At 69.8% G+C, this 21,792-nt stretch carries 12 protein-coding genes, 1 tRNA gene, 1 pseudogene and 1 riboswitch; of the genes and pseudogenes, 7 read left to right on the top strand and 7 right to left on the bottom strand.

Annotation, left to right across the window (positions count from 1 at the left end; genetic code table 11):
* Nucleotides 1-159: 159 nt before the first annotated feature.
* Both ACFY1E_RS26665 and ACFY1E_RS26660 read right to left on the bottom strand, forming a co-directional pair.
* A complete protein-coding gene (locus ACFY1E_RS26665) occupies nucleotides 160-2,031 on the bottom strand; it encodes a phosphatidylglycerol lysyltransferase domain-containing protein (protein ID WP_389080030.1) in 1,872 nt (623 codons plus the stop codon).
* Nucleotides 2,032-2,039: 8 nt separating this feature from the next.
* Nucleotides 2,040-2,330 (bottom strand): hypothetical protein, encoded by a 291-nt coding sequence (locus tag ACFY1E_RS26660; RefSeq protein WP_389080028.1) that lies wholly within the window; start codon nucleotides 2,328-2,330, stop codon nucleotides 2,040-2,042.
* A 275-nt stretch (nucleotides 2,331-2,605) separates the two neighbouring features.
* On the opposite strand from ACFY1E_RS26660, the gene ACFY1E_RS26655 reads away from it, so the two are divergent.
* Both ACFY1E_RS26655 and ACFY1E_RS26650 read left to right on the top strand, forming a co-directional pair.
* Complete coding sequence (locus ACFY1E_RS26655; RefSeq protein ID WP_389080027.1) at nucleotides 2,606-4,042, top strand: PQQ-binding-like beta-propeller repeat protein; 1,437 nt, start codon at nucleotides 2,606-2,608, stop codon at nucleotides 4,040-4,042.
* 8 nt (nucleotides 4,043-4,050) lie between these two features.
* Nucleotides 4,051-4,176 (top strand): annotated as a pseudogene (locus tag ACFY1E_RS26650) (winged helix-turn-helix domain-containing protein); the annotation flags it as partial.
* Nucleotides 4,177-4,430: 254 nt separating this feature from the next.
* Here ACFY1E_RS26650 and ACFY1E_RS26645 read toward each other — a convergent pair.
* The gene (locus ACFY1E_RS26645) at nucleotides 4,431-5,093 is read right to left on the bottom strand and encodes a hypothetical protein (RefSeq protein WP_389080026.1); all 663 of its coding nucleotides are present in this window, start codon (nucleotides 5,091-5,093) and stop codon (nucleotides 4,431-4,433) included.
* Between the two features lie 209 nt (nucleotides 5,094-5,302).
* A riboswitch (M-box (ykoK) riboswitch) is annotated at nucleotides 5,303-5,483 on the top strand.
* Nucleotides 5,484-5,803: 320 nt separating this feature from the next.
* On the opposite strand from ACFY1E_RS26645, the gene ACFY1E_RS26640 reads away from it, so the two are divergent.
* Both ACFY1E_RS26640 and ACFY1E_RS26635 read left to right on the top strand, forming a co-directional pair.
* A complete protein-coding gene (locus tag ACFY1E_RS26640; protein WP_389080024.1) occupies nucleotides 5,804-7,150 on the top strand; it encodes a magnesium transporter MgtE N-terminal domain-containing protein in 1,347 nt (448 codons plus the stop codon).
* On the top strand, nucleotides 7,147-8,433 hold the full coding sequence (locus ACFY1E_RS26635; RefSeq protein ID WP_389080023.1) for an NRAMP family divalent metal transporter: 1,287 nt from the start codon (nucleotides 7,147-7,149) through the stop codon (nucleotides 8,431-8,433). The genes ACFY1E_RS26640 and ACFY1E_RS26635 overlap by 4 nt, the downstream gene beginning before the upstream one ends.
* Before the next feature lie 36 nt (nucleotides 8,434-8,469).
* Here ACFY1E_RS26635 and ACFY1E_RS26630 read toward each other — a convergent pair whose 3' ends face one another.
* Nucleotides 8,470-9,936, bottom strand: a complete 1,467-nt coding sequence (locus ACFY1E_RS26630; RefSeq protein WP_389080021.1) for an amidase — start codon at nucleotides 9,934-9,936, stop codon at nucleotides 8,470-8,472.
* Nucleotides 9,937-10,051: 115 nt separating this feature from the next.
* Here ACFY1E_RS26630 and ACFY1E_RS26625 point away from each other — a divergent pair.
* Both ACFY1E_RS26625 and ACFY1E_RS26620 read left to right on the top strand, forming a co-directional pair.
* Nucleotides 10,052-10,128: transfer RNA gene (locus ACFY1E_RS26625), tRNA-Trp, on the top strand.
* A gap of 265 nt (nucleotides 10,129-10,393) precedes the next feature.
* Nucleotides 10,394-13,801: a lectin gene (locus ACFY1E_RS26620; RefSeq protein ID WP_389080020.1), complete on the top strand. Its 3,408-nt coding sequence runs from the start codon at nucleotides 10,394-10,396 to the stop codon at nucleotides 13,799-13,801.
* Nucleotides 13,802-13,867: 66 nt separating this feature from the next.
* On the opposite strand, the gene ACFY1E_RS26615 is transcribed toward ACFY1E_RS26620, so the two are convergent.
* The gene (locus ACFY1E_RS26615) at nucleotides 13,868-17,941 is read right to left on the bottom strand and encodes a beta-galactosidase (protein ID WP_389080018.1); all 4,074 of its coding nucleotides are present in this window, start codon (nucleotides 17,939-17,941) and stop codon (nucleotides 13,868-13,870) included.
* 574 nt (nucleotides 17,942-18,515) lie between these two features.
* On the opposite strand from ACFY1E_RS26615, the gene ACFY1E_RS26610 reads away from it, so the two are divergent.
* A complete protein-coding gene (locus ACFY1E_RS26610) occupies nucleotides 18,516-19,574 on the top strand; it encodes a VWA domain-containing protein (RefSeq protein WP_389080017.1) in 1,059 nt (352 codons plus the stop codon).
* A gap of 67 nt (nucleotides 19,575-19,641) precedes the next feature.
* Here the strand turns inward: ACFY1E_RS26610 and ACFY1E_RS26605 are convergent, their stop codons facing one another.
* Nucleotides 19,642-20,427, bottom strand: a complete 786-nt coding sequence (locus tag ACFY1E_RS26605; protein WP_389080015.1) for a class I SAM-dependent methyltransferase — start codon at nucleotides 20,425-20,427, stop codon at nucleotides 19,642-19,644.
* A 371-nt stretch (nucleotides 20,428-20,798) separates the two neighbouring features.
* A complete protein-coding gene (locus ACFY1E_RS26600) occupies nucleotides 20,799-21,773 on the bottom strand; it encodes an LLM class flavin-dependent oxidoreductase (RefSeq protein WP_389080014.1) in 975 nt (324 codons plus the stop codon).
* Nucleotides 21,774-21,792: the final 19 nt, after the last annotated feature.

Below are 21,792 nucleotides of genomic sequence, written 5' to 3'. Positions count from 1 at the left end.
CCTCCTCGGCAGACAGCGGGCGTCAGCGTATGCCGGACGGCGGCTGCGCGCGCAGGGTTTTCCGGCGCGCCGAACGGGCGCCGGGTGCCGGGCAATTGGCGGAGGGCGCGGGCGGCCGGTGCCGGTCGCCCGCGCCCTCACTGCTGCTCGCCGAGGAGGTCAGGCAGCGCCTGCTCCTCCTGCCGAGTCAGCGTGCTGACGCACTGCTGCAGCGGGCTGGCTCCTGCGGAACTGGGGCAGGCGTGGCGGGGTGAGGAAGCCCTCCGCGCAGGCGCTGGCGATGCCGATGCGCGGCAGGTCCGCCGTCTTCTCGAACAGCAGGAAGCGGGGCTCCCAGACCGGCCGGTACTTGGCGTTGGCGCGGTAGAGGGACTCGATCTGCCACCAGCGGGAGAAGAAGGTGAGGATCGAGCGCCACAGCCGTAGCACCGGCCCGGCGCCGAGACGTGCGCCGCGCTCGAAGACGGCGCGGAACATGGCGAAGTTCAGCGACACCCGTCGTACATCCAACTCCTTTGCGCGCAGCAGCAGCTCGACGACCATGAACTCCATGAGGCCGTTCTCGCCGTCCCGGTCGCGGCGCATGAGGTCGAGGGACAGCCCGTGCTCGCCCCAGGGCACGAAGCTCAGCAGCGCCCGCAACTCGCCCTCGGCGTCGTGGCACTCCAGCATCACGCAGTTTCCGTCGCCGGGGTCGCCGAGCCGGCCGAGCGCCATGGAGAAGCCGCGCTCGGTGGCGCCGTCGCGCCATTGGTCGGCGCGTTCGACCAGCGTGGCCATCTCGTCGTCGGGAATGTCCGCGTGGCGGCGCATGCGCACGGTGTACCCGGCTCGCCGCACCCGGTTGTGCGCCTGACGCACGACGCGCATGGCGCGGCCCTCGAGGGTGAAGTCGGCGACGTCCACGATGGCCTCGTCGCCGAGTTCGAGGGCGTCCAGGCCGTGCCGGGCGTAGATCGTGCCGGCCTCCTCGCTCGCACCCATCACCGCGGGCGTCCAGGCGTGCCGGCGGGCCTCTGCGAGCCAGGCGTCGATGGCGCCGGGCCATGCCTCCGGGTCGCCGATCGGGTCGCCGGAGGCGAGGGTGACGCCCCCGACCACGCGGTAGGCGACGGCGGCCTTGCCGGTCGGCGACCAGATGACCGCCTTGTCCCGGCGGAGCACGAAGTAGCCGAGGGAGTCGCGGTCGCCGTGCCGGTCGAGCAGCGCGCGCAGCCGCTCCTCGTCCTCCGCCCCGAGCAGGTCCCGGCCGCGGGGCGAGCGGAAGAAGACGTACAGGACGAGGCAGAAGGTCGCCGCGACCATGATGTTGACGATGACGTCCACCCAGCGGGGCGCCTGCACGGCATGCACGCGGTCGGCGAGCGGGCCGACGCTGATGCCACGCAGCAGCGTGTACGCGACCTTGTCGAACAGCGTGGCACCGTGGAGTTTGTTGGTCGCGCCGACCAGCAGCGTGCCGATGGTGCCGCTGACCAGGATGCCACCCGCTCCGAAGGCGAGCGCCAGCTTCGGGTTGGACGGGTCCCCGACCGCCTCGAACTCCCGGCGTCCGATCAGCAGCGCGGCCACGAACAGGCCGGTGAGCAGGGCCGACCCCCAGTTGAAGACGTGCCTCCGGAACGGGTCCTGGGTGAGTGCGACGACGTACAGTGCGAAGAGCGGCCCGGCAAGGGCCATGTTGACCGTCCAGGCGGCCCGCTTCCTGCGCCGCATCACCAGCGACAGGAAGATCGCGAGCGCGGCCGAGACCAGGCCGGCGGTGGCCAGGTACGGCGTGAAGTACTCACCCGCATGGTGCGCGTGGAACCGGTGAGCCGTATGGGAGGCGTAGATCCGGCCGGTGTTGTGCTCGTCCACCTCGCGCCGGAACGGCACGGAGACGACCGCCGCGATGTTGAGGAGGGCGATCAGCCGCAGATACCAGACGGTGAATGCGGCTGCCCGCGCCCGCAGCCGGGAGGGGGCGGGCGGTGGTTCGGGGGCGGAGCGCCGGCGGGGGATCAGGGCCGACTGCTGCTGGGCGGTCATGACTGGGGTCACCTTGGGGAGTGGGCGGTGGGAGCGGTACGGGTGGGGACGGGGTACGGGGCAGGGCCGTCGCGTGCCCGACCCCTTGTACCGCGTAGTCCGAACGAACGCCAGCCGGAGGCGGCCTCGGCGAGGTCCCTCACCGGCGTACGGCCGAGCGCGCCGGGTGCGGTCTCGCAGGGCGGGTCGCCGATCTCGGCCCGGGCCTCGGCCGTCTCACGGTCGGAGCGCAGCTCCTGAGGGTGCCGTACGCATCCCCCTGGCCGGCCACCATGATCGGTGCGCGGTACTTTGTTCATCTCTCTTCCCGCGTGCATGCCGTCCACCCCGCCCTACGCCTTGTAGGGCGAGAGCACCCTACATCTTGTAGGACTGCCGAGCTGCGGTCGGGACGGCGAAAGATGGCCGGCCCCGGTGGCCGACCTGTTCACCTTCGCGTAGTTGAGGATGGCAGGCGGCGGCCGGGGGTTGTCTGTGCGGACAGGTGTGCCGGACACCTTGACCGCCCCTTGGTGCTCTCTTGGCGAAACGCGCTGTCCCGCGGGACGCGGGTTCCTGTGACGACCTCGCGCGTGTGCCGGGCACAGTGGAGGAGAGGGGACACGTCCCGGTCTCCTCTGCGGCGGAAGGGGCGACGGTGATGGTGCGGCGGCTCGCGGCGGTGGTGCTGTGCGGCGGTCTGCTGGCCGCCGGGTGTTCGACGGGGGACGACAGCCCCGTACCGGCCCCGCGTTCGCTGCCCTCGCAGAGCCGGTCGGCGGCGCCCGCCGGGCAGTCCGACTGGACGACGTACCACCGCGACGGACTGCGCAGCGGGTACGCCCCGAGCACACCGGCGCTCGGTACGCTCCGGTCGGCCTGGACGGCCCGGCTCGACGGCGCGGTGTACGGCCAGCCGCTCGTGGTGCGCGGCAAGGTGGTCGCCGCCACCGAGAACGACACCGTCTACGCCCTCGCTCAGGACACCGGCCGCGTCCTGTGGCACCGCCACCTGGGCACACCGCAGCCGCAATCGGGTCTGGGGTGCGGAAACATCGACCCGCTGGGCATCACCGGCACGCCCGTCTACGACGCCTCCACGGGGCTCGTCTTCGCCGTCGCCGAGACCGCAGGTGGGCGGCACCGCCTGGTGGGGCTGGACCTGGGGACGGGCCAGGAGAAGGTGGACCGCGAGGTGGAGCCCCCGGCCGGCGACCGCTCGGCGCATCAGCAGCGTGCCGCGCTCGCCCTGCTGGCGGGCCGGGTGTACATCGCGTACGGCGGGCTGTACGGCGACTGCGGGTCCTACCGGGGCTCCGTGGTCTCGGTCTCGGTCACCGGCGCAGGTCCCGTCGCCTCGTACACCGTGCCCACGCAGCGCATGGGCGGCATCTGGGCGCCGGGCGGACCAGTTGTCGACGGCGGACGGCTCCTGGTGTCCGTCGGCAACGGCGAGTCCACCGGCGGGAGCTACGACGGAACGGACTCCGTCCTGGCACTTTCTGCCGGTCTGCACCGTACCGACTACTTCGCCCCCTCCGACTGGGGCCGTGACAACGCGGCCGATGCCGACCTGGGTTCCCTCACCCCGGTGCGGATCGGCCGCTTCGTCCTGACGGTCGGCAAGAGCGGCACCGCCTATCTGCTGGCCGCCGACCACCTCGGCGGCATCGGCGGGCAGCTCGCGCAGACCCGAGCCTGCCCGGCGTACGGAGGGGCGGCCTTCACCGGCAGCACCGTCTACGTGCCGTGCTCCGACGGGCTGCTGCAGCTGACGGTCCGGGCGGACGGCACGATGACCACCGGGTGGCGGACGGCCCTGCAGCGGGCGGGCTCGCCCGTGATCGGCGGCGGCGCGGTCTGGGTCACCGACTTCGAGACGGGCACGCTGTACGCCCTCGATCCGGACACCGGCCGGGTCCGGCAGCACTTCGCGGTGGGCGACCTGCCGAACTTCGCCTCGCCCGTGCTCTCCGGCGACCATGTCTACCTCGGCACCCGGACCGGCGTCAGCGCGCTCTCCGGAGCGTAGACCGACGACCGCGGGCCGGAACCGAAGTGGTGCTCACCGCAAAGGAGTTCGCGGTCCTGGAGCATCTCGCGCTGCACGCGGGCCAGGTCGTGTCGAAGGCGGACATTCTCGCCCACGTGTGGGACTTCGCCCATCGGTCTGCCCATCGTCCGCCACCTCGTCCACGCCTCCGGTGGTGAGATCACCCCTCCACGCCGCTCCCGGCGGTGGTTTGGACGTCCGCGTCCGGCTGCGGCCCGTGACCGGCGGACGGGCCCGGCCGGGGCACGGACCGAAGCGCCCGATGCGGCCAACGGCGAGGGCCCGCTGATCGCTGGAGATCTACTCCAGGCAGCCACGCCACCGCCGCGCAGATCGTGCCGCCCGGCCGAGACACCCCCGGCATGGGTCACCCCTGCTGGTCGGGGTTCCCGGCTTCGGGCGGGCCCGCCGTGTCCAGTCGGCCGAGCAGGAAGGGGAGCAGTCCCCGCTCCAGCAGGGCCAGTTGCCAGGCTTCCTGCGCCTGGCGCACCGCGGCGTCCCGATCGGGCGGCTCCGCGCCCTCGGCGGGTGCGCGGTTGCGGGCCGCCGTCGTCAGCAGCCACGCCAGATCGCCCAGAGTCGCCCCTGCCGCGACGGCGGCGGCGACCACGCCCACCGCGATGAGCCCGTCGCCCAAGTGCGGGCGGGCGTCCAGGGCATGCAGACTGAACCCGGTCAGCAGGAACACACCCGCGGCAACGGCTCCGAGGCTCGGCACCAGGACCGCCAGCGTCGCCAGCAGTCCGCCGCCTTCCTCGTGTGCAGCACGGGGCGAGTCATCATCGAGCCTTTGCTCGTGGTCGCCCTCGACGGCGGAGGTCCACAGCCGCAGATAGCGGTCGTACTCGACGGCGGCAGCGCCGGCTATGGGCGCTCGCGCCTGCAGGGCCTCGGCGCGAAGTCGCCCGCGGGTCGCCCCTGTGACGGCACAGCCGATCGCCTCCGAGAGCTCGGGCGAGTCCAGGGCCTGGTCCAGGATCTCCTCGAAGGCGGCTTCACCCACCGCCGACGGAGTGTCGGGCTCTTTCACGGATTCCCCCGTCCTCGACTCACTGCCGCCGGGCCGAATCGACGGGCAGCCTGCACCCTACAGTGTGTAGGGTTTCGCCGGGGAGGCGGGGTGTGACGTACGTGATCCGTCTCATTCGATCTGCTCGCGACAGGTCACAGGCATGGTCAAGGGCCGGTCATAGGCGGGCAAGTCGCGTAGCGACAGGCGTATTCTGGGAGCGGTTTGACCAGACACCTCGTTCGGTGAGGCGTCTTCACGGACACAGGCCACTGATCCCACCCGTCGAGAGACGCTCCGGATCAGGACAGGTCTCCCCGGCCCAAGGGGTGACCCCAAGTGGCTTCCCCCGCCCGATTCGCGGGGGATCACGCCGTGGAGTGCCAAAGCTCTGACGAGTTGGGGTGCGGCGGAGCCGAGTGCTCCCGGTTGCCCCTTGCCGTACGGCTGCGACGCCCGTTGCGCGGCCGGAACCGGGAGGAGGCGAGATGGACAGTAGTCCGGGCCATAGTCGGCCCTTCTCCGTGTTGTCCGCGCTGTCCTTCCGTGGCCTCGGACAGCCCGTCCTTCCCTGACTGCCGCCGCACATCGGCCCTGCCGGGCCGAGCGCAGCCGTGCCGTCGTCGTGCTGTGCGCCGACGGTTCAGGAGGGACCGTGCTGCCCAGGGCTGCCCGGTGCCCCGCCATGGTGGGGCAAGGGGGTGTTCCTCTTGGCTGCCCACACTCTGCTCATGTCCACCTCGGCCCGCCTGCGCGACCGGCGGGTCACTCTGGAACGCCGTGCCACCGCGTCCAAGGCGGTCCGTACGTCACTGGTGTCGCTCGCCGGGCTCGTCGGAGGCCCGGTCACCAACCAGTCCGGCGAGGAGGTCGGGCGCGTCGTCGACGTCGTCGCCCGGCTGTACGGGCCCGAGCCCTACCCGCCCGTCACCGGGCTGATCCTGCGCATCGGCCGACGGCGGACCTTCCTGCCCGCCGACGCGGTCGGCAAGTTCCAGGCCGGGCACGTACAGTTGCGCACCGCGCGGGTCGATCTGCGTGACTTCGCCCGCCGTCCGGGCGAGGTGCTGCTGGCCAAGGACGTCCTCGACCACCAGCTGGTCGACGTGGACGGGGTCCAGGTCACCCGCGCCGCGGACCTGTATCTGGCGCCCCTGGTCGACCAGGTCGTCCTGGTCGGGGTGGACGTCTCCCTGCCCACCCTGCTGCGCCGGCTCGGCCCTCGCCGCTGGCAGGCGAGGCCGACGCCGGAGCGGGTGCTGGACTGGCAGGCGGTGGCTCCCTTCGCCGAACAGGCCACCGAAGGGCCGCCCGAGGTGCGGCTGCGCGCCTCCAGGACCGCACTGCACCGGCTGCGTCCGGCCGATCTGGCCGACATCCTCGAAGACCTCGGCCGTGCCGAACGCCAGCAACTGCTCGGCTGGCTGGATCCGGAGCAGGCCGCCGACGCACTGGAGGAGATGGAACCGGCCGAACTGGAGAACCTGCTGCGCGAGGCCAAGCCGGAGCACGCCGCCAGGCTGGTCGACGAGATGGAGCCGGACGAGGCCACCGACGCCCTGCGCGACCTCACCGGCGAGGAGCGCGAGGCGCTGCTGACCCGTATGCCGAAGGGGGAGGCGGCCGAGCTGCGGAGGTTGCTGACCCACCGCGAGGGCACGGCGGGCGGCGCCATGACCACCCTGCTGGTCACCGCCCACCGCGATGCGACCGTCGCCGACATGCGGGCACTGCTGGCCGAACAGGTCGAGCACCGCACCGAGATCGACGCCGTCGCCGTCGTCGACGACGAGGGCCGGGTCCTGTGCGACATCCCCCTCTTCGACCTTGCGGTGGCCGAGGACACCTCCCCGGTCGCCGACCTGGTGACCTGGCGGGCCCAGTTCGGCCCGCCCGTCACCGTGCAGGCGGACACCCCGCTGTCCGACGCCGCCGACCAGCTGGTCGCGGCACGTGCCTCCTCCCTCCTGGTGGTCGACGACGGCGACCGCCCGATCGGCCGGATCCTGGCCGACGACCTGCTCGACGCCCTGCTGCCCGAACGCGGGCGCCTGCACTTCCGGAGGTTCCTGCAGTGACCCGCGACCTCGACACCACCCTCGCCACCCCGGAAACCCCCACGCGCCGCACCGGCTGGCGGCGCATCACCCTGGTCGCGGCGATCGCCGGCCCCGGCCTGGTCGCCGCGAACGCCGGCAACGACGCCGCCGGCATCGCCACCTACGCCTCGGCGGGCGCCCAGTTCACCTACGGCACCCTGTTCTTCATGGTGCTGGTCACCATCGCCCTGGTCATGGTGCAGGAGATGGCCGTACGCCTCGGCGCCCACACCGGCAAGGGCCTCGGCGCCCTGATCCGCGAGCAGTTCAGCCTCCGTCTGAGCGCGCTGGCCGTGTTCTGCCTGCTGCTGGCCAACACCGGCCTGGTGGTGAGCGAGTTCGCGGGGATCGGCGCCGCCTTCGAACTGCTCGGCGTCCCCAAATGGGCGGTCATCCCACCCGCCGCGATCCTCCTCTGGGCCCTGGTGCTGTTCGGCTCCTACCACTGGGCCGAACGCATCTTCCTGATCATGTCGCTGGCGTTCTTCGCCTACCCGATCGCGATGATCCTCGGCCACCCCGACTGGGGCGCCGTGGGCCACCACCTGGTGGTCCCGCACGTCGAGCCGAGCAAGGACTTCATCCTGCTGGCGGTCGCGTTGATCGGTACGACGGTCAGCCCGTACATGCAGTTCTACGCCGCCGCAGGCGTCGTCGACCGGGGTGCCAAGCCCGCCGACTACCCCCTCATCCGCGCCGACGCCGTCCTCGGCGCGGTCTTCGCCTGCATCATCAGCCTGACCATCATCATCGCCACCGCCTCGGCCATCGGCGGAACCGGTCCGCTGAACTCCGCCGCCCAGGCCGCCGAGGCCCTCAAACCGGTCGCCGGCCAGAACGCGGAACTCCTCTTCGCCCTCGGCCTGATCGGCGCCTCCGCCCTGGCCGGGGCCGTGGTCCCGCTCTCCGCCAGCTACGCCATCGGCGAGGCCGCCGGTGTGGAACGCTCCGTCTCCCGCAGCTTCCGCGACGCCCCGCTCTTCCTGGGCCTGTTCACCGCCCAGATCGTGCTCGGCGCCACGGTCGCCATGACACCCGTCGACGTCATCCAACTCCTCATCGGCACCCAGGTCCTCCAGGGCCTGATCAGCCCCATCGTCCTGGTGTACCTCCTGGTGCTGACCAACCGCCGCTCCGTCCTCGGCCCTGCCGCCAACGGCCCTCGCTACCGCATCGCGGCCACCGCCGTGGTCGTCGGCGTCGCCGCCATGTCCACCATCCTTCTGGTGCAGACAGTGCTCGGCTGGTTCGGCCTCGCCTGACGCCCCTCCTGGGGCATCAGGCGTCGCGCTCCGGGACTACGAGCTTTCGGACTGATTCGGTGCCTGGAAGCCGCCGAGCTTCGGCTCGAGCAGTTCGGCCAGCCGCAGCGGGGTGCGGTCCTCGAACATCGGGCCGATGAGCTGCACGCCCACCGGCAGACCCTCGGGGGACCGGCCCGCGGGTACGGCGGTGGCGGGCAGTCCGGGCATGGTGGCCAGACCGGCCCAGACGAGTTGGTCCAGGTACGGGTACTCGACGCCGTCGATGTCGAGCCGGCGACCCATCAGATCGGGGTGGTGGTCGTGCGGGAACGCGGGGGTGGGCGTGATGGGACACACCACTGCGTCGAACTCGGCGAAGAGCTGCCGCCAGCCGTGCCGGTGGAGTTCGCGACGGCTGTCCGCCTTCACCCAGTCACGGTGGCTGAAGACCATGCCGCGCAGCCGCTCCGCATGGAGACTCCGGTCGTCCGCGCTCAGCCCGGCGACCACGGCCCGCAGCTGCTCGTACACCTCGTCGGGAAAACGTGCGACGGCACCCGAGAACCACAACTGCATGTAGACCACCGCTGCTTCGGCCAGATCGGGCAGCAGCGGACTGTGCCGTTCGACGCGGGCACCGCCGTCGGCGAGCGCGTCGGCCACCCGGTTGACGCCCGCCCGCACGGCGGACCCCGACGGAATGAACGGATGCTCCTCCAGGACCAGGACCCGGAAGTCGCGGAGCCGCTCGTGGCGTGCGGGCGGCAGCCTCAGGCCGTACGCCACACCCTGCGTCAGCGGGTCCGGGCCGGCCATCACGTCGAGCAGAAGCGTGAGGTCGCGGGCGCTGCGCGCCATCGGACCGACGACGGCGAGGTCCTGGTCGACCGGCAGCGCCGGCCCGGGCGGCGGGACCATGCCCCGGTTCGCCGCCAGCCCCAGTGTCGGCTTGTGCGCGTAGACACCGCAGAAGTGGGCGGGGGTGCGCAACGAGCCGCCGATGTCGGAGCCGATGGACAGTGCGCCGAACCCGGCCGCCAGGGCCGCCGACGATCCGCCGGAGGACCCACCCGCCGTACGGCCGTGGTCCCACGGGTTGTTGGTGGTGCCGTAGACCTCGTTGAAGCTCTGTATGTCCTGGAGTCCCAGGGGCACATTGGTCTTGCCGAGCACCACCGCGCCCGCGGCTCTGAGCCGCGACACCTGCACCGCGTCCTCGACCGGTATGTAGTCCCGGTGGTGCGGCATGCCCCAGGTCGTGGGCAGTCCGGCGACGTTGTAGGACTCCTTGACCGTCACCGGAATGCCGAGCAGCGGCCGGTCCTCACCTCGGGCGCGGGCCTGGTCCGCGTCGCGCGCTGCGGCCTGCGCACGTTCGAAGTCCGGCACACAGATCGCGTTGACCGCCTTGTCGTCCCGCTCAATACGGGCGATCGCCTCGTCGGTCAGTTCCACCGAGGTCACTTCACCGGCACGCAGGGCAGCCGTGAGTTCTTCGGCCGTCAGTAAATTCCACTCCATGAATCGGACCGTATCGGTGTCTGGGAGAGGCCATGAAATGCCGTTCTGCGCAAGGCAGTCAGCGGAAAACCATTGGTGATGGACCTGCTGGTCCTGCCAAGCTGTCGTCCACCGAAGGGGTGTAGCTCAGCTGGCCAGAGCGCCGGTCTCCAAAACCGGATGCCGCAGGTTCAAATCCTGCCTCCCCTGCCACTGATCATGTCGGCGCGTCCAGCTCGGCCGCGACGCGACCCCGGCCACGGCGGGTCGGATCATCAGCCAACTCCTCCCTCAGAAAGTCCGGTTGGCCTCGTTGACATCCCATCAGCTCAGGCGTTTCACTCGACACTCGTGGATGGCAACGTTGTCAGGTCGCATGGAGAAAAGTGCCCGACAACGTTGTCTGCCGTCGACGCTGCGTCCTTCCCGGAGCGCCGACACCTGATGTGCGAAGCACGAACTGCTGCGGAGGCAACCGATGGTGAGACCCCCACGTTCAGCTGCGCCACGTGATCGAAAGAGACGCCGTCAGCGCCTGGCGGCAGTCTGCGTGCTGGGCATGGTCGCCCTGCCGCTTTCGGCAGTGGGCAGCGCCGATGCCGCGAGCACCGCGACGCCGGCCTTCGTGAAGGATCCGGCGTCCCTCGTCAACCCCCTCATCGGCACCTCCGGTGCCGTGGACACCTTCCCCGGCCCCGACATGCCGGCGGGGATGGTGCAGTGGGGCCCCGACACGACGCCCCACCGCCCCGACGGCGGCGGCTACGAGTACAACGACAGCAAGATCTCGGGCTTCAGCCTCACCCATGTTTCGGGCCCCGGCTGCCCGGTCGCGGGTGACCTGCCCATCCTGCCGGTGACCGGCGCGCTGTCCGGCAGCCTCGGGGACACGTCCGTCGGCTTCAGCCACAGCGACGAGCAGGCGGGCATCGGCTCCTACAAGGTCACCGACGCGAACGGTGTCAAGACGGAGCTGACCGACACCACCCGCGCAGGTCTCGGCCGCTTCACCTTCCCCGCCGGCCGGCAGGCGAACCTGCTGTTCAAGCTCAGCGGCGGTGCCACGCAGGTGGACGGCACCCGGGTCCAGGTGGTGAACGACCGGGAGATCAGCGGCGCGATCGACAGCGGTCACTTCTGTGGCGCGAAGAACCGGTACACGCTGCACTTCGACATCAAGTTCGACCAGCCGTTCACCGAGAGCGGCACCTGGGTCGGCACCACCATCAACCCCGACGCGAGGTCGCTGAAGGCGGGCAAGGTCCGGCAGACCCCGCAGACCTCCCGGACGGCCCCTCTGAAGGAGAGGCACTTCACCGTCCCGGCGAAGCCGGCTCCCACGATCCACGGGAGCAGCGGCAAGGCCTCCGGCACACCGTCCCCGGCACCGAGCGCCAGTACCGCACGCCGGTCGTCGGCCACGACCCGGGCGGCCCAGCCCCCCACGACGGGCGCGAACGGCATGTACCTGACCTTCGACACCTCCGCCGACCCCACGGTGAGCGCGAAGGTCGGCATCTCGTACACGAGCGACGCCAACGCGGCGGACAACCTCGCCACCGAGATCGACACCTGGAACCTCGACGCCGTCCAGCAGGCCAACCACCAGGCCTGGAACGCGGTGCTCGACAAACTCCAGATCGGCGGCGGAACCTCCGACCAGCAGACGCAGTTCTACACCGCCCTCTACCACGCGCTGCTGCACCCGAACGTCTTCTCCGACGCCAACGGCCAGTACATGGGCATGGACAACCAGGTCCACAGACTGGCCAAGGGCCAGAGGGCCCAGTACGCCAACTACTCGGGCTGGGACACCTACCGCTCCCAGACCCAGCTGATGGCGATGGTGGAGCCCAAGGTCGCGAGTGACGTCGTCACCTCGATGCTCAACGGCTACGACCAGACCGGCCTGCTGCCCAAGTGGGCCTCGAACAACGGCGAGAGCTACGTGATGGTCGGCGACCCGGCCGCCGGCATCATCGCCGGCGCGTACGCCTTCGGCGCGACGAGCTTCGACACGGACAAGGCGCTGGCCGCTCTCCAGCACGAGGCCACCGCCCCCAACAACGACCGCCCGGGCGAGGCCGTACGGGACGCGAAGGGCTATCTCCCGCTGGACGAGAACGACTACGGCTGCTGCAACTTCTACGGCCCGGTCTCCACTCAACTGGAGTACGACTCCGCCGACTACGCGCTGGCCGCGTTCGCGAAGTCCCTGGGCAGGACGGACGTCTACGAGAAGTTCGCCAGCCGGGCCCAGGACTGGATGAACGTCTTCAACCCGCAGACCGGCTATCTGCAGGCCAAGAACAAGGACGGCCAGTTCGCGGGCGGATTCACCCCCGGCACCTCCAACGGCTTCGTGGAGGGCACCTCCGCCCAGTACACCCCCATGGTCCCGTTCAACCTGCAGCAGCTCATCCAGGCACGCGGCGGCCCCAAGGCGTACTCGTCCTTCCTGGACAGCCTCCTCGACAACATCACCAACCCCGGCAACACCGACGCCGACCTGAGCAACGAGCCCAGCGTGGAGATCCCCTGGGAGTACGACTACACGGGCCAGCCGTGGAAGACCCAGGCAGCCGTACGCGAAGCCCAGCAGAAGCTGTACTTCAACGCCCCGGTCGGCTCCTTCGGCAACGACGACCTCGGCGCCATGAGCTCCTGGTACGTCTGGTCGGAGCTGGGCATGTACCCCGAGACCCCGGGTACGGACACCCTGGCGCTCGGCAGCCCGGCCTTCCCGGTGGCCCAGGCGGCCCTCTCCGGCGGCAGGACGGTGCGGATCAACGCACCGCAGGCCGCGCCCGACGCGCCGTACGTGCAGTCCCTCAACGTCAAGGGCAAGGAATGGAAGACCTCCTGGCTGACGTACGGGCAGTTCAAGGGTGCGGGGAGCATCGACTTCACCCTCGGCACCCAGCCCAACACCTCCTGGGCGTCCGACCCGTCGGCGGCACCGCCGTCCGACACCACGGGTGGCAGCCGGGTGCTGGCCGCGACCGGCCCCTCCAGCGACGGTCTGGTGCTTCAGCCGGGCGCGTCCGGTGACGGCACCCTCGACCTGACGAACCTCGGCAGCAAGGCCGTCACGGTCGACTGGAAGGCCACGGCGCCCTCCGCCGTCACGCTGGACACGTCGTCCGGATCGCTGACCGTGCCCGCCTCGGGCAGTGGCGAGGCGAAGATCCATGTGACGGCCGGCACGAGCGAGGGAACCTACCCGGTCACCTTCGCGCTGACCGACCACAGCACCGGCGCGACGCTGAGCGGGGCAAGCCTCCGCGTGGCCGTGGCCAAGGCCGGTGCGCTGTGGCCGTACAACACCAACGAGGGCATCTATCCCGACGGCGCCACCTTCTCGGGCGGCTTCGACAACGACGGCTGGGCGTACTCGCAGAACGCCCTGTCAGCGGCGGGTGTCACGAGCGGCTCGACCGTCACCGTCGACGGCATCTCCTACACCTGGCCGACCGTGACATCCGGTCAGCTGGACAACCTGGAGATGGCCGGCCAGACCATCCCGATGCCGGCCGGCACCTCGGGCGCGTCGCTGGGCCTGCTCGGCGCGGCGACCAACGCGCCCAGCGACGGCATCTCGGGCACGCTGACCGTCACCTACACCGACGGCACCACCTCGAAGGCGACGGTCGGCTTCTCGGACTGGACACTGAACGGCGGGTCCGGCACACCGATCGAGGGCGACACTACGGTCGTCACGACGTCGTACCGCAACACCGCGAGCGGAGGCCGGGACAGCGTCAAGACCTACGCCTTCGCCACGAAGGTCCCGCTTGATGCGTCCAAGCAGGTGGCATCGATCACGCTGCCGGTGACGGGTGCGACGGGCGCGGATCACCTGTTCGCCTACGGCTTCGGACAATAAGGGCCTGGCGGCACTGATCATGCAGGGGCCGCTTCCCGGGCATCCGCCCGGGAAGCGGCCCCTACGCTAACCGCACGTCAGTGTCGGCGTCGCCCAGTCGCCGTGGTCGTTGCCGTTTCCGTCGCCGGCGTCGCCGACCTTGAGGTCGACCACTTGGGCGCCGCTGACGTCGACGTCGATCGGCACCGCGGCCTCCTTGCCGTGGATCGTCGGCGTGGTCACCAAGGTCTTGCCGTCGGCGATCACGGAGAACGTGACCGTTCCCGCACCTCCCGTTTCGTCGTCGACGCCGACGTCCGCCGTCAACCGCGAGCAGTTTCCGGCGAGATAGAGCTGGACGTCGCTGACCGAGTTGGTGCCCAGGCCCTTGGTGTAGCGAACCCCGTTGATGGTGATCGGACGGCCGTCCCCTGCGGCCTGTTCGCCGACGCTGCTGTCGCGCTCCACCGGACCCCAGCCGTTGGTGGACGACAGGAACGGCAGGTCGCTCACCGCGCTCTTGCCGGCCGACGGGGCGGGCGGGATTCCGCCGACGATGCGCTCGTCACCGCCTGCGGCCTGCCGTCCGCTCTGCCGGTAGTGCACCGTCGCCGTGAGCGCCGAGGCGGACGGAAGCGTCCCGGTCGGCGGCTGGACCTTCCAGGTGAAGGCGGCCGACCCGCCGGGCTGTACGCGCTTGACCGAAGCGGGGCTCGGGGCGCTGACGTTCCAGCCGTCGGGCGCGGAGAGCGAGGCCGTCAGCTGGGAGGCGGAAGGCCGGTCCTCCGGCACCCGCACCGTGGCCACGGCCGTGAAGGCCTGGCCCGGCTGAGCGGTGTCCGGCACGTCCAGGGCGACAACTGCTCCCGGACGCTCGGGCATGGCGTACTTCTTGCGGTCGTAGCGCGGGCTGTCGTTCTGCGCGACACGCCGGGACGAGGCGTAGCTGCCGTAATCGGTGAGTGAGACCTTGCCCAGCCCGCCGGTGCTGCCGTCCAGGTTCCACACGGCGATGGCGATGCTGTTGCGGCCGTTCGGGTTGAGGATTCCGTTGGGGACCGGGAAGGTGTGCTGGGGGCCGAGGTAGTTGACGTAGTTGCCGACCTGCCAGCCGTTCACGAAGATCGTCGCGCGGTACTGGCGGGACGGGTCGTCGGTGAACGTCAGCCCCAGTGAGGTGTCCTGGCCGCGCGGCAGGTCCAGTGTCGCGTCGGTCCGGTACCAGGAGACTCCGGGACGGGTGTCGGTCGTCGGCAGCGATACCCGGCTCCACTTGCCGTCCGGGTAGCCGGGCAGGGACCAGCCGGCGCGCTCCCCGTACAGGCCACCCGTCGAGAGCGGGCCGCGCACGGTGTCCTGCAGGTCCTCGCCGCCTCGTACGCCCTGCAGCCGCCAGGTGACGGAGGTCAGCGGCGCCCCGACGAGGGAGGCGCTGGTCAGGCCGCGTGCGGTCTTGTTGCCGTTGGTCGAGTTGTAGTCCTCCTCGTGTCCCATGTTCACGGTGAGCACGGAGAGGATGTTGTCGCCCTTCGCCTTCACCGCCCCGGCGGGGAAGGTGAAGTCGGCGCTGCCTGTGGTGGAGCTGCCCAGGAAGGTGCCATTGAGCCAGGCGGAGAAGGCCTGCGCGTCTCCTCCGGAGTCCGAGACCAGGTGGATGCCGGTCTCCTTGCCGGTGGCGTGGAAGCGGCCGCGGTACCAGGTATTTCCGGTGTGGAAGCCGTAGTCGTCGGCGTAGAGCACCGGCAGCGAGTTGACGCCGGAGACGCTGTTGGTGGTGGTCTTGTCGGCGACCTGCCAGCTGGTGTCGTCGAAGGCGGGGGCCGCTTCGGGGGACTCCTCGGCGTGCTTCCAGCTCGTCAGGGACGGCAGGTCTACCGGGGCGGCCACGGGGATCGTCCCGGTGAGGCTGTTCGTGTCGGTGGCCTTGGTCTTCAGCGTCCTGCCGTTCCAGGTCACATGGTCGGCAGAGGTGAACACCTCGATGTTCTTGTCGTCGGCGTTGTCGCCGGTGAGCGCCAGGGTGCGCCCGCCGTCCAGGCTGGTTGCCGTCCGCAGCAGGTGGGTGCCGCGGACGAGGACCGGGCCGCTGGCAGTGTCCTGACGCCAGAAGGTGTTGGCGGTGGCCTTGTCGCCCACGAGCAGCAGGAGCGGGGGCTTTCCGCCGCCGCTGATGCTGATGCGGAGCAGGCCCTTGTGCGTGTAGTTCAGCCGCAGGTCACCGGTGTCCTTGTCCCAGGTGGTGGTGGCCGTGCCGCCGCTGGTGGTCACGGTGGGCTCGGAGGAGTAGCGCAGCACGGTCTCGCCGTCGCTGCCCGGGTCGCCGTAGAGCACGGCGACTTCCCGGTTCCCGATGGCCGCGCTGGTCATGATCTCCGAGGTCGAGTACTGCAACTGGGCTTCGCCGAGCCGGTAGTTGGCGGTGATCACGTGGGAGTCGCGTCCGTCGAGGGTGATCGCGGTGCCCGGCTGCTGGGGCACGACCGGGTACGTCGGCTCCGCGGCGGCGGCACCCGTCGGCACGTCGATGGCGTCGATGGCCACGTAGTTGTCCGTGGATCCCGAGCCGTGGTTCCCGGCGACGACGATCTTCAGCGTGTGCGACCCGGCCGTCAGACCGGTCTTCTGGAAGATCACCGCCTGGTTCTCGCCGCCGGAGTCGTCGACCGTGGCCACCTTGGTGCCGTCGAGGTAGACGTCGGCGTTGCCGTGGTTGTCGGTCTTCGAACCGATCCAGCGGATCGCGGTGCCGTCGAAGGGGACGGTGAGCGAGTCGCCGGCCTTGTTGGAGAACGACTCGGTGTGCTTGTAGTCGCCCCCGGTGTAACTCGTGTCGGCCACGTGCGACCACGAACCGGTGTACTGCAACGCGGAGTCGGGGTCGTCCCAGGTGTACGTGGTGTCCCCGGAGGGCTGGGCGTTGAAGTCCAGCGAGACATGGGTCTTGTCGACCGCCGTGGACGTGGAGTTGCCGTGCCGCAGGACGTGGAACTGCGTCTTGGTGTCCGGGTTCATCCGGGCCGTGTCGACGACCGCGGAGTCGTCCGGAGGTGTGGCCCTGATCGCCTCGGTCTTGCTCAGCGGGGCGACCGACTGCGTGAAGTACCCGATGAGCTTGTCCTCGTAGTACTTCGGATCGAGCTGACGGTTCTCGCGGATCGCGGCGCCGTAGTCGTAGGACGTGTAGTTCTCCGGCATGCCCAGCCAGCCCCAGTTGGTGCCGCCGTAGGTCATGTAGAAGCTCTGGGCGGTCGCACCGACGGCTATGTTCTGCTTGTAGAACACGTTGGCGAACTGGTCGTTGATCAGCTGCGCGCACTTGTCGTAGCCAGGCCCGCCCCAGGGGTCGAAGGCGCCGCCCTGGAACTCGGGCGAGTACAGCGGCTTGCCGTCCGGGTGGTCGTAACTGATGTCGGGGACGCCGTTCCACTTCGAGGGATTCGAGCAGTTGAATCCCTGCGGGTACGAGTCCGGGCCGTCGACGTCCAGGGCGCCCGCACCAGAGTTGAAGGTGCCGTTGTTGTTGCCGGTGAGCGGCACGGTGATGCCGTCGGCGCGGGCCTTGTCCTCCAGGTGCTGCATATAGGAGCGGCCGGTCGCCGAGCCGTTGTAGTACTCGTTCTCGACCTGGTAGGCGATCACCGACCCGGTCCCGTTGGTCAGTTGGTGCCGGGCGATGATCCGGTCGATCTGCGTCAGCCACTCGTCCGCGTACTTCAGGAACTGCGGGTCGTCACTGCGGTTGTGACCGGCCTTGGTCGTCATCCAGCCGGGCAGACCGCCGCTGTCGACCTCCGCGTTGATGTACGGGGCCGGGCGGGCGATCACATAGAGCCCTGCGTCCTGCGCCATGTCGAGCAGCTTGTCGACGTCACGCACCCCACTGAAGTCGTACACGCCCGGCTTCGGCGAGTGGTAGCCCCAGTCGAAGTACAGCGAGGTGGAGTTGAACCCGGCGGCCTTCATCTTCTGGAAGATGTCGCGCCACAGATCAGGACTCGGGAGCCGGAAGTAGTGGAACTCGCCGGACCACAGATAGGTGCGCTTGCCGTCGACGAGGAACGAATAGCCGTCGAGCTTCACCGTGTGCGTCGGTGGACTTGCGGCAGACGCGGCGGCGGGGGCCTGCCCGCCCCTGTCCTGCGCCGCCGCGGGTGCGGTCATGCCCGCCGCCAGGGTGATGGTCGCGGCTGTCGCGAGGACCGCCCTCCACCACCGGCCGCGGCCTGGTCTCGCAGCCTCTGAACCGAACCGATCACTTCGCACTGCGGCCTCCATACCGCCTGAGCAATCAGCATCAAACAGACTCAGGCAAAGTCGAACAGTAGAGCCACGCAAGACGCGACACAATGGGGCGGGAGCACACGGTTGCGATGGCTGTGGTGGCATGAAATCCGTACGCACGGTTCGGTGTTGACGGCTCGTCATGGGGGCTGTCGTGCAACGGCAGGGACGGGTGCGAAGGCCGCGTCTCCTGTGGTGAAGGCCGGGCAGCCTGAGCCAGTAGCCGTTCGTGGCGTGCGTCCACGTCGGTACCCGGAACGCCGGGACCGTCACGCGGGCGAAGGGGTCGCCCCCTTCGGCATCGGCGTCCAGGACCGAGGCGTAGAAGACGGGGAGGCTGATGGGCGTTGCGGCGGCAGCCTGTCCGGGCCCCGTCCTGCGGGAAAGGCCGTTGTCAGTGCCTCCCCATAGAGTGAAAGCATCATTCGGGGCAGCTCGGAGGGGGAGCAGAAGCATGTCCGCAAACAAGATCCAGCACAAGGTGAACCACGTCGCGCTGGTGGTGGACTGTTCGGGTTCCATGCGTCCGCACGAAAGTCAACTCATCCGCGTCGTGGACGAGTTCGTGGCGGGACTGAAAGCCGAATCGGACAGCCTCGGCCACGAAACCAGGATCAGCCTCTACTCCTTCGACCACAAGGTGGAGAATTTGGTCTGGGACATGGACGTGAAGCATCTGCCGTCCATGCGGGGTCTGTACCGGGTCAACAATGGCGCCACGGCCCTCATCGAGGCTTCGCTCAAGTCCTTGGACGACCTCGGACATATCTGGGAGGAATACGGCGAACACAGCTTCCTCCAGATCGTGGTGACGGACGGCGAGGAGAACGCATCCGGGGGCGACCGGCGGCACGACGGCGACATGACCATCCTCGGCCCCTGGCTCGACAAAATCACGGCGAAGATGGGCGGGCTCCCGGGCCACTGGACGTCCGCGATCCTCGTTCCGAACTCCCTGGCCAAGCGGACCGCCCAGAACTACGGTTTCCCGGCCGGGAACATCGCCATCTGGGATGCGGATTCCCAGAAGGGCGTCGAGGAGGCGATCGGCACCGTGCGTGCTGCCGCCACCAGCTTCCTCCGAGGACGAGAGCAAGGCGTGCGCGGCACGAAGAACCTTTTCGCCGTGGGTCAGGACATATCAGTGGACGAGGTCCGGGCGAACCTCGAACCGATTCCGGCGAACAAATACCGGCTCCTGAAGGTCGACCAGGAGGTCGAGATCCGCCCCTTCGTCAACTCCCACCCAGGCGTGACGTACGAACGGGGTTCTTGTTACTACCAGCTGGGCGCCCGGGCTCAAGTTCAGCTGAACAAGGAAGTCATCGTGGTCGAAAAGGACACCGACCGCGCCTACACGGGCGACGCGGCGCGCACCCTGCTGTTCGGCACGGGTATCCAGGGGACCGTCTCCGTGAAGGCGGGGAACAATCCCAAGCTGGAGGTATACGTGCAGAGCCGTTCGGTGAACAGGAAGCTCAAGCCGAAGACACGTCTCCTCATCATGCTCTGAAACCACACGGGCAAGAACCCGGGGTCCGAGGACGAGTTCGCCTTCGGACCCCAGGGTGGACGGGCGCCTACTCGCGGTCGTCAACAGTGCGAACGTGGCCTGACGCGGCCGCATCCCGACGGAACAACGCGGTCCACAGGAAGGTGACGCCGAACAGCGCGGACTCGGGCGGTTCCTCCCGCATGCGGCGCAGTTCCACCTCCACCAGGTCAGAGAAGATCCAGCGCAGCGACTCGGGTGTGTAGGCGAGGCCGCCCTGCAGCTCGCGTTCACGGTAGAGATCCGCGTCGGTGAGTTCCGAGCCCATTCCCCCCTCGCCGGCGGCGAAGCTGGTGAGTGCGAGGTGGCCGCCAGGTGCGAGGACGCGGTCGAGGAGGGCCAGGTAGCTGACGCGGCGGTGCGGCGGTAGGTGGTGGAAGCACCCTGAGTCGACGACCAGGTCGTATGGGCCGCTCAACTCGGTGGTGGGGAGCGCGAAGGCGTCGCCGCACAGGAAGCGGACATCGACTCCGGCCTCGTGGGCCCGGTCCTCGCCCCATGCGACGGCCACCGGGGAGAGGTCGACGGCGTCCACCTCGAAGCCGTGCGAGGCGAGGTACACGGCATTGCGGCCCGGCCCGCATCCCAGGTCCAGGACCCGGCCGGGAGCGATCAGGCCCTGGTCGAGGTAGGTGGCCAGGTTCTCGTCCGGTTTGGACACGAAGAACGGGACCGGCCTTGACCGGTCGGCATAGAAGCGGTCCCAAAAGCCCTTGCCGTCGCCCGTCGCCAGGCGGCCGGCCTCGGAATCAGATGCGAAGAACCCGTCCAAGAGCGCGAGAAGGTCCTCGACGGTGCGTACGGTCCAGTCCATCCGGCCCCCTTTCGACCGACGTCGATCGTAGGAGCGAGGATCAGAAGTGACCAGGTCAGGCGATATGTGTCGACGACGGGGAATGGGCTGCCGGGGGCCCCGAGGGACGCCGGCAAGCACCCACTCCGGGCCCTTGCTCTGCGTCCGCTCAGCCCCCCGTGAACGGCCGGAAAGAGGCCATGCACGGCTGCGGCGGGGAGACTATTTCGGCGAGTTTTCCAGCGGTGCCACGGAGCGAAGCGGGGGGAGCTTCTGTGCTGGCGGCGAGCAGGTGGTCGCTGTGGCCGCACGTGCCGTGAACCGGCCGGACCATGGTGGCCTGGATGGCGAGCCTCTGGACTGCCGGGCCTGAGAACGGCCCCCTGCCAGGCTCAGGAGGCCTCCGGGGCGGCGGCGTGATCCGCTGTCTTCTGGACGGCGGGGATCAGGTCTGCGAGCCGTTCGAGTTGGTCACGCTGGGAGTGCAGGTCCAGGGCGCCGAGTCGTACGACGATGTGCCGGACGCCGCCGGCGGCGTACAGCCCCAGGCTCTGGACCACGTGGTGGGCGGAGCCGGTGACAACGGCCTGGAACCTCTCCAACTCAGTCAACGGCATGCCGTAGGTGGCTCGTGCATAGGCGCCCAGTGCTCGACGGCCCCTCTCGGTGTCGTCGTCCAACCATATGGAGACGAACAGTGCGGGGGTGATGTCCTCGGCGGCCCGCCCGGCGTCGGCCGCCGCCTGGTGGACGTGGCGAAGACGGGATGCGTAGTCGGCGGGATCGGGCGGGTAGGGCAGCCAGCCGTCGTACATCCGTCCGGTGCGAGACAGTGCCGCGGGTGTCGCCCCGCCGAGCCAGATCGGCGGGCCGCCGGCCTGATACGGCCTGGTCGTGGGCGGGATGTCATCGAACCGGAGGATCTCGCCGTGGAAGGAGCCGGCGCCGTTCCACAGGGCCCGCCACAGCGCGACGGTCTCGTCCAGGCGGGCGAAGCGCCTTTCCCACGGCAGCTCGGACAGCGTGTAGAGGGGCCGTCCGAAGCGGCCGGGAAAGCCGGCACCGACGGTCACGGTGAGCCGACCACCGGACAACACGTCGATCGAGCCAAGCGACTGCGCGGCCTGGATCGGCCGCCGCAGGAACGGCATCAGTGCAGCCGTACCCAGCGTCACGGTCTCGGTCGTCGGGGCGAGCGCGGCCAACATCGTGAGCGCCTCGATGCGCGGGCTGATCAGGGAGTCGTTGACGAAGAGCGAGGAGAAGCCCAGGCGTTCGGCCTGGCGGCCGAAAGCGACGAGCTCGCGAGGGTCGTCGGCCGGGGCCCACTGGGCGGTTCCGGTCGGAAGCAGTACGCCGATGTCCATGCCGGCGATCGTCGGCGAC

It is taken from the genome of Streptomyces sp. NPDC001604 (assembly GCF_042893475.1).
Taxonomy (GTDB): domain Bacteria; phylum Actinomycetota; class Actinomycetes; order Streptomycetales; family Streptomycetaceae; genus Streptomyces.
The sequence above is the reverse complement of the archived record's forward strand: the minus strand, read 5'-3'. Positions and strand labels throughout refer to the sequence as shown.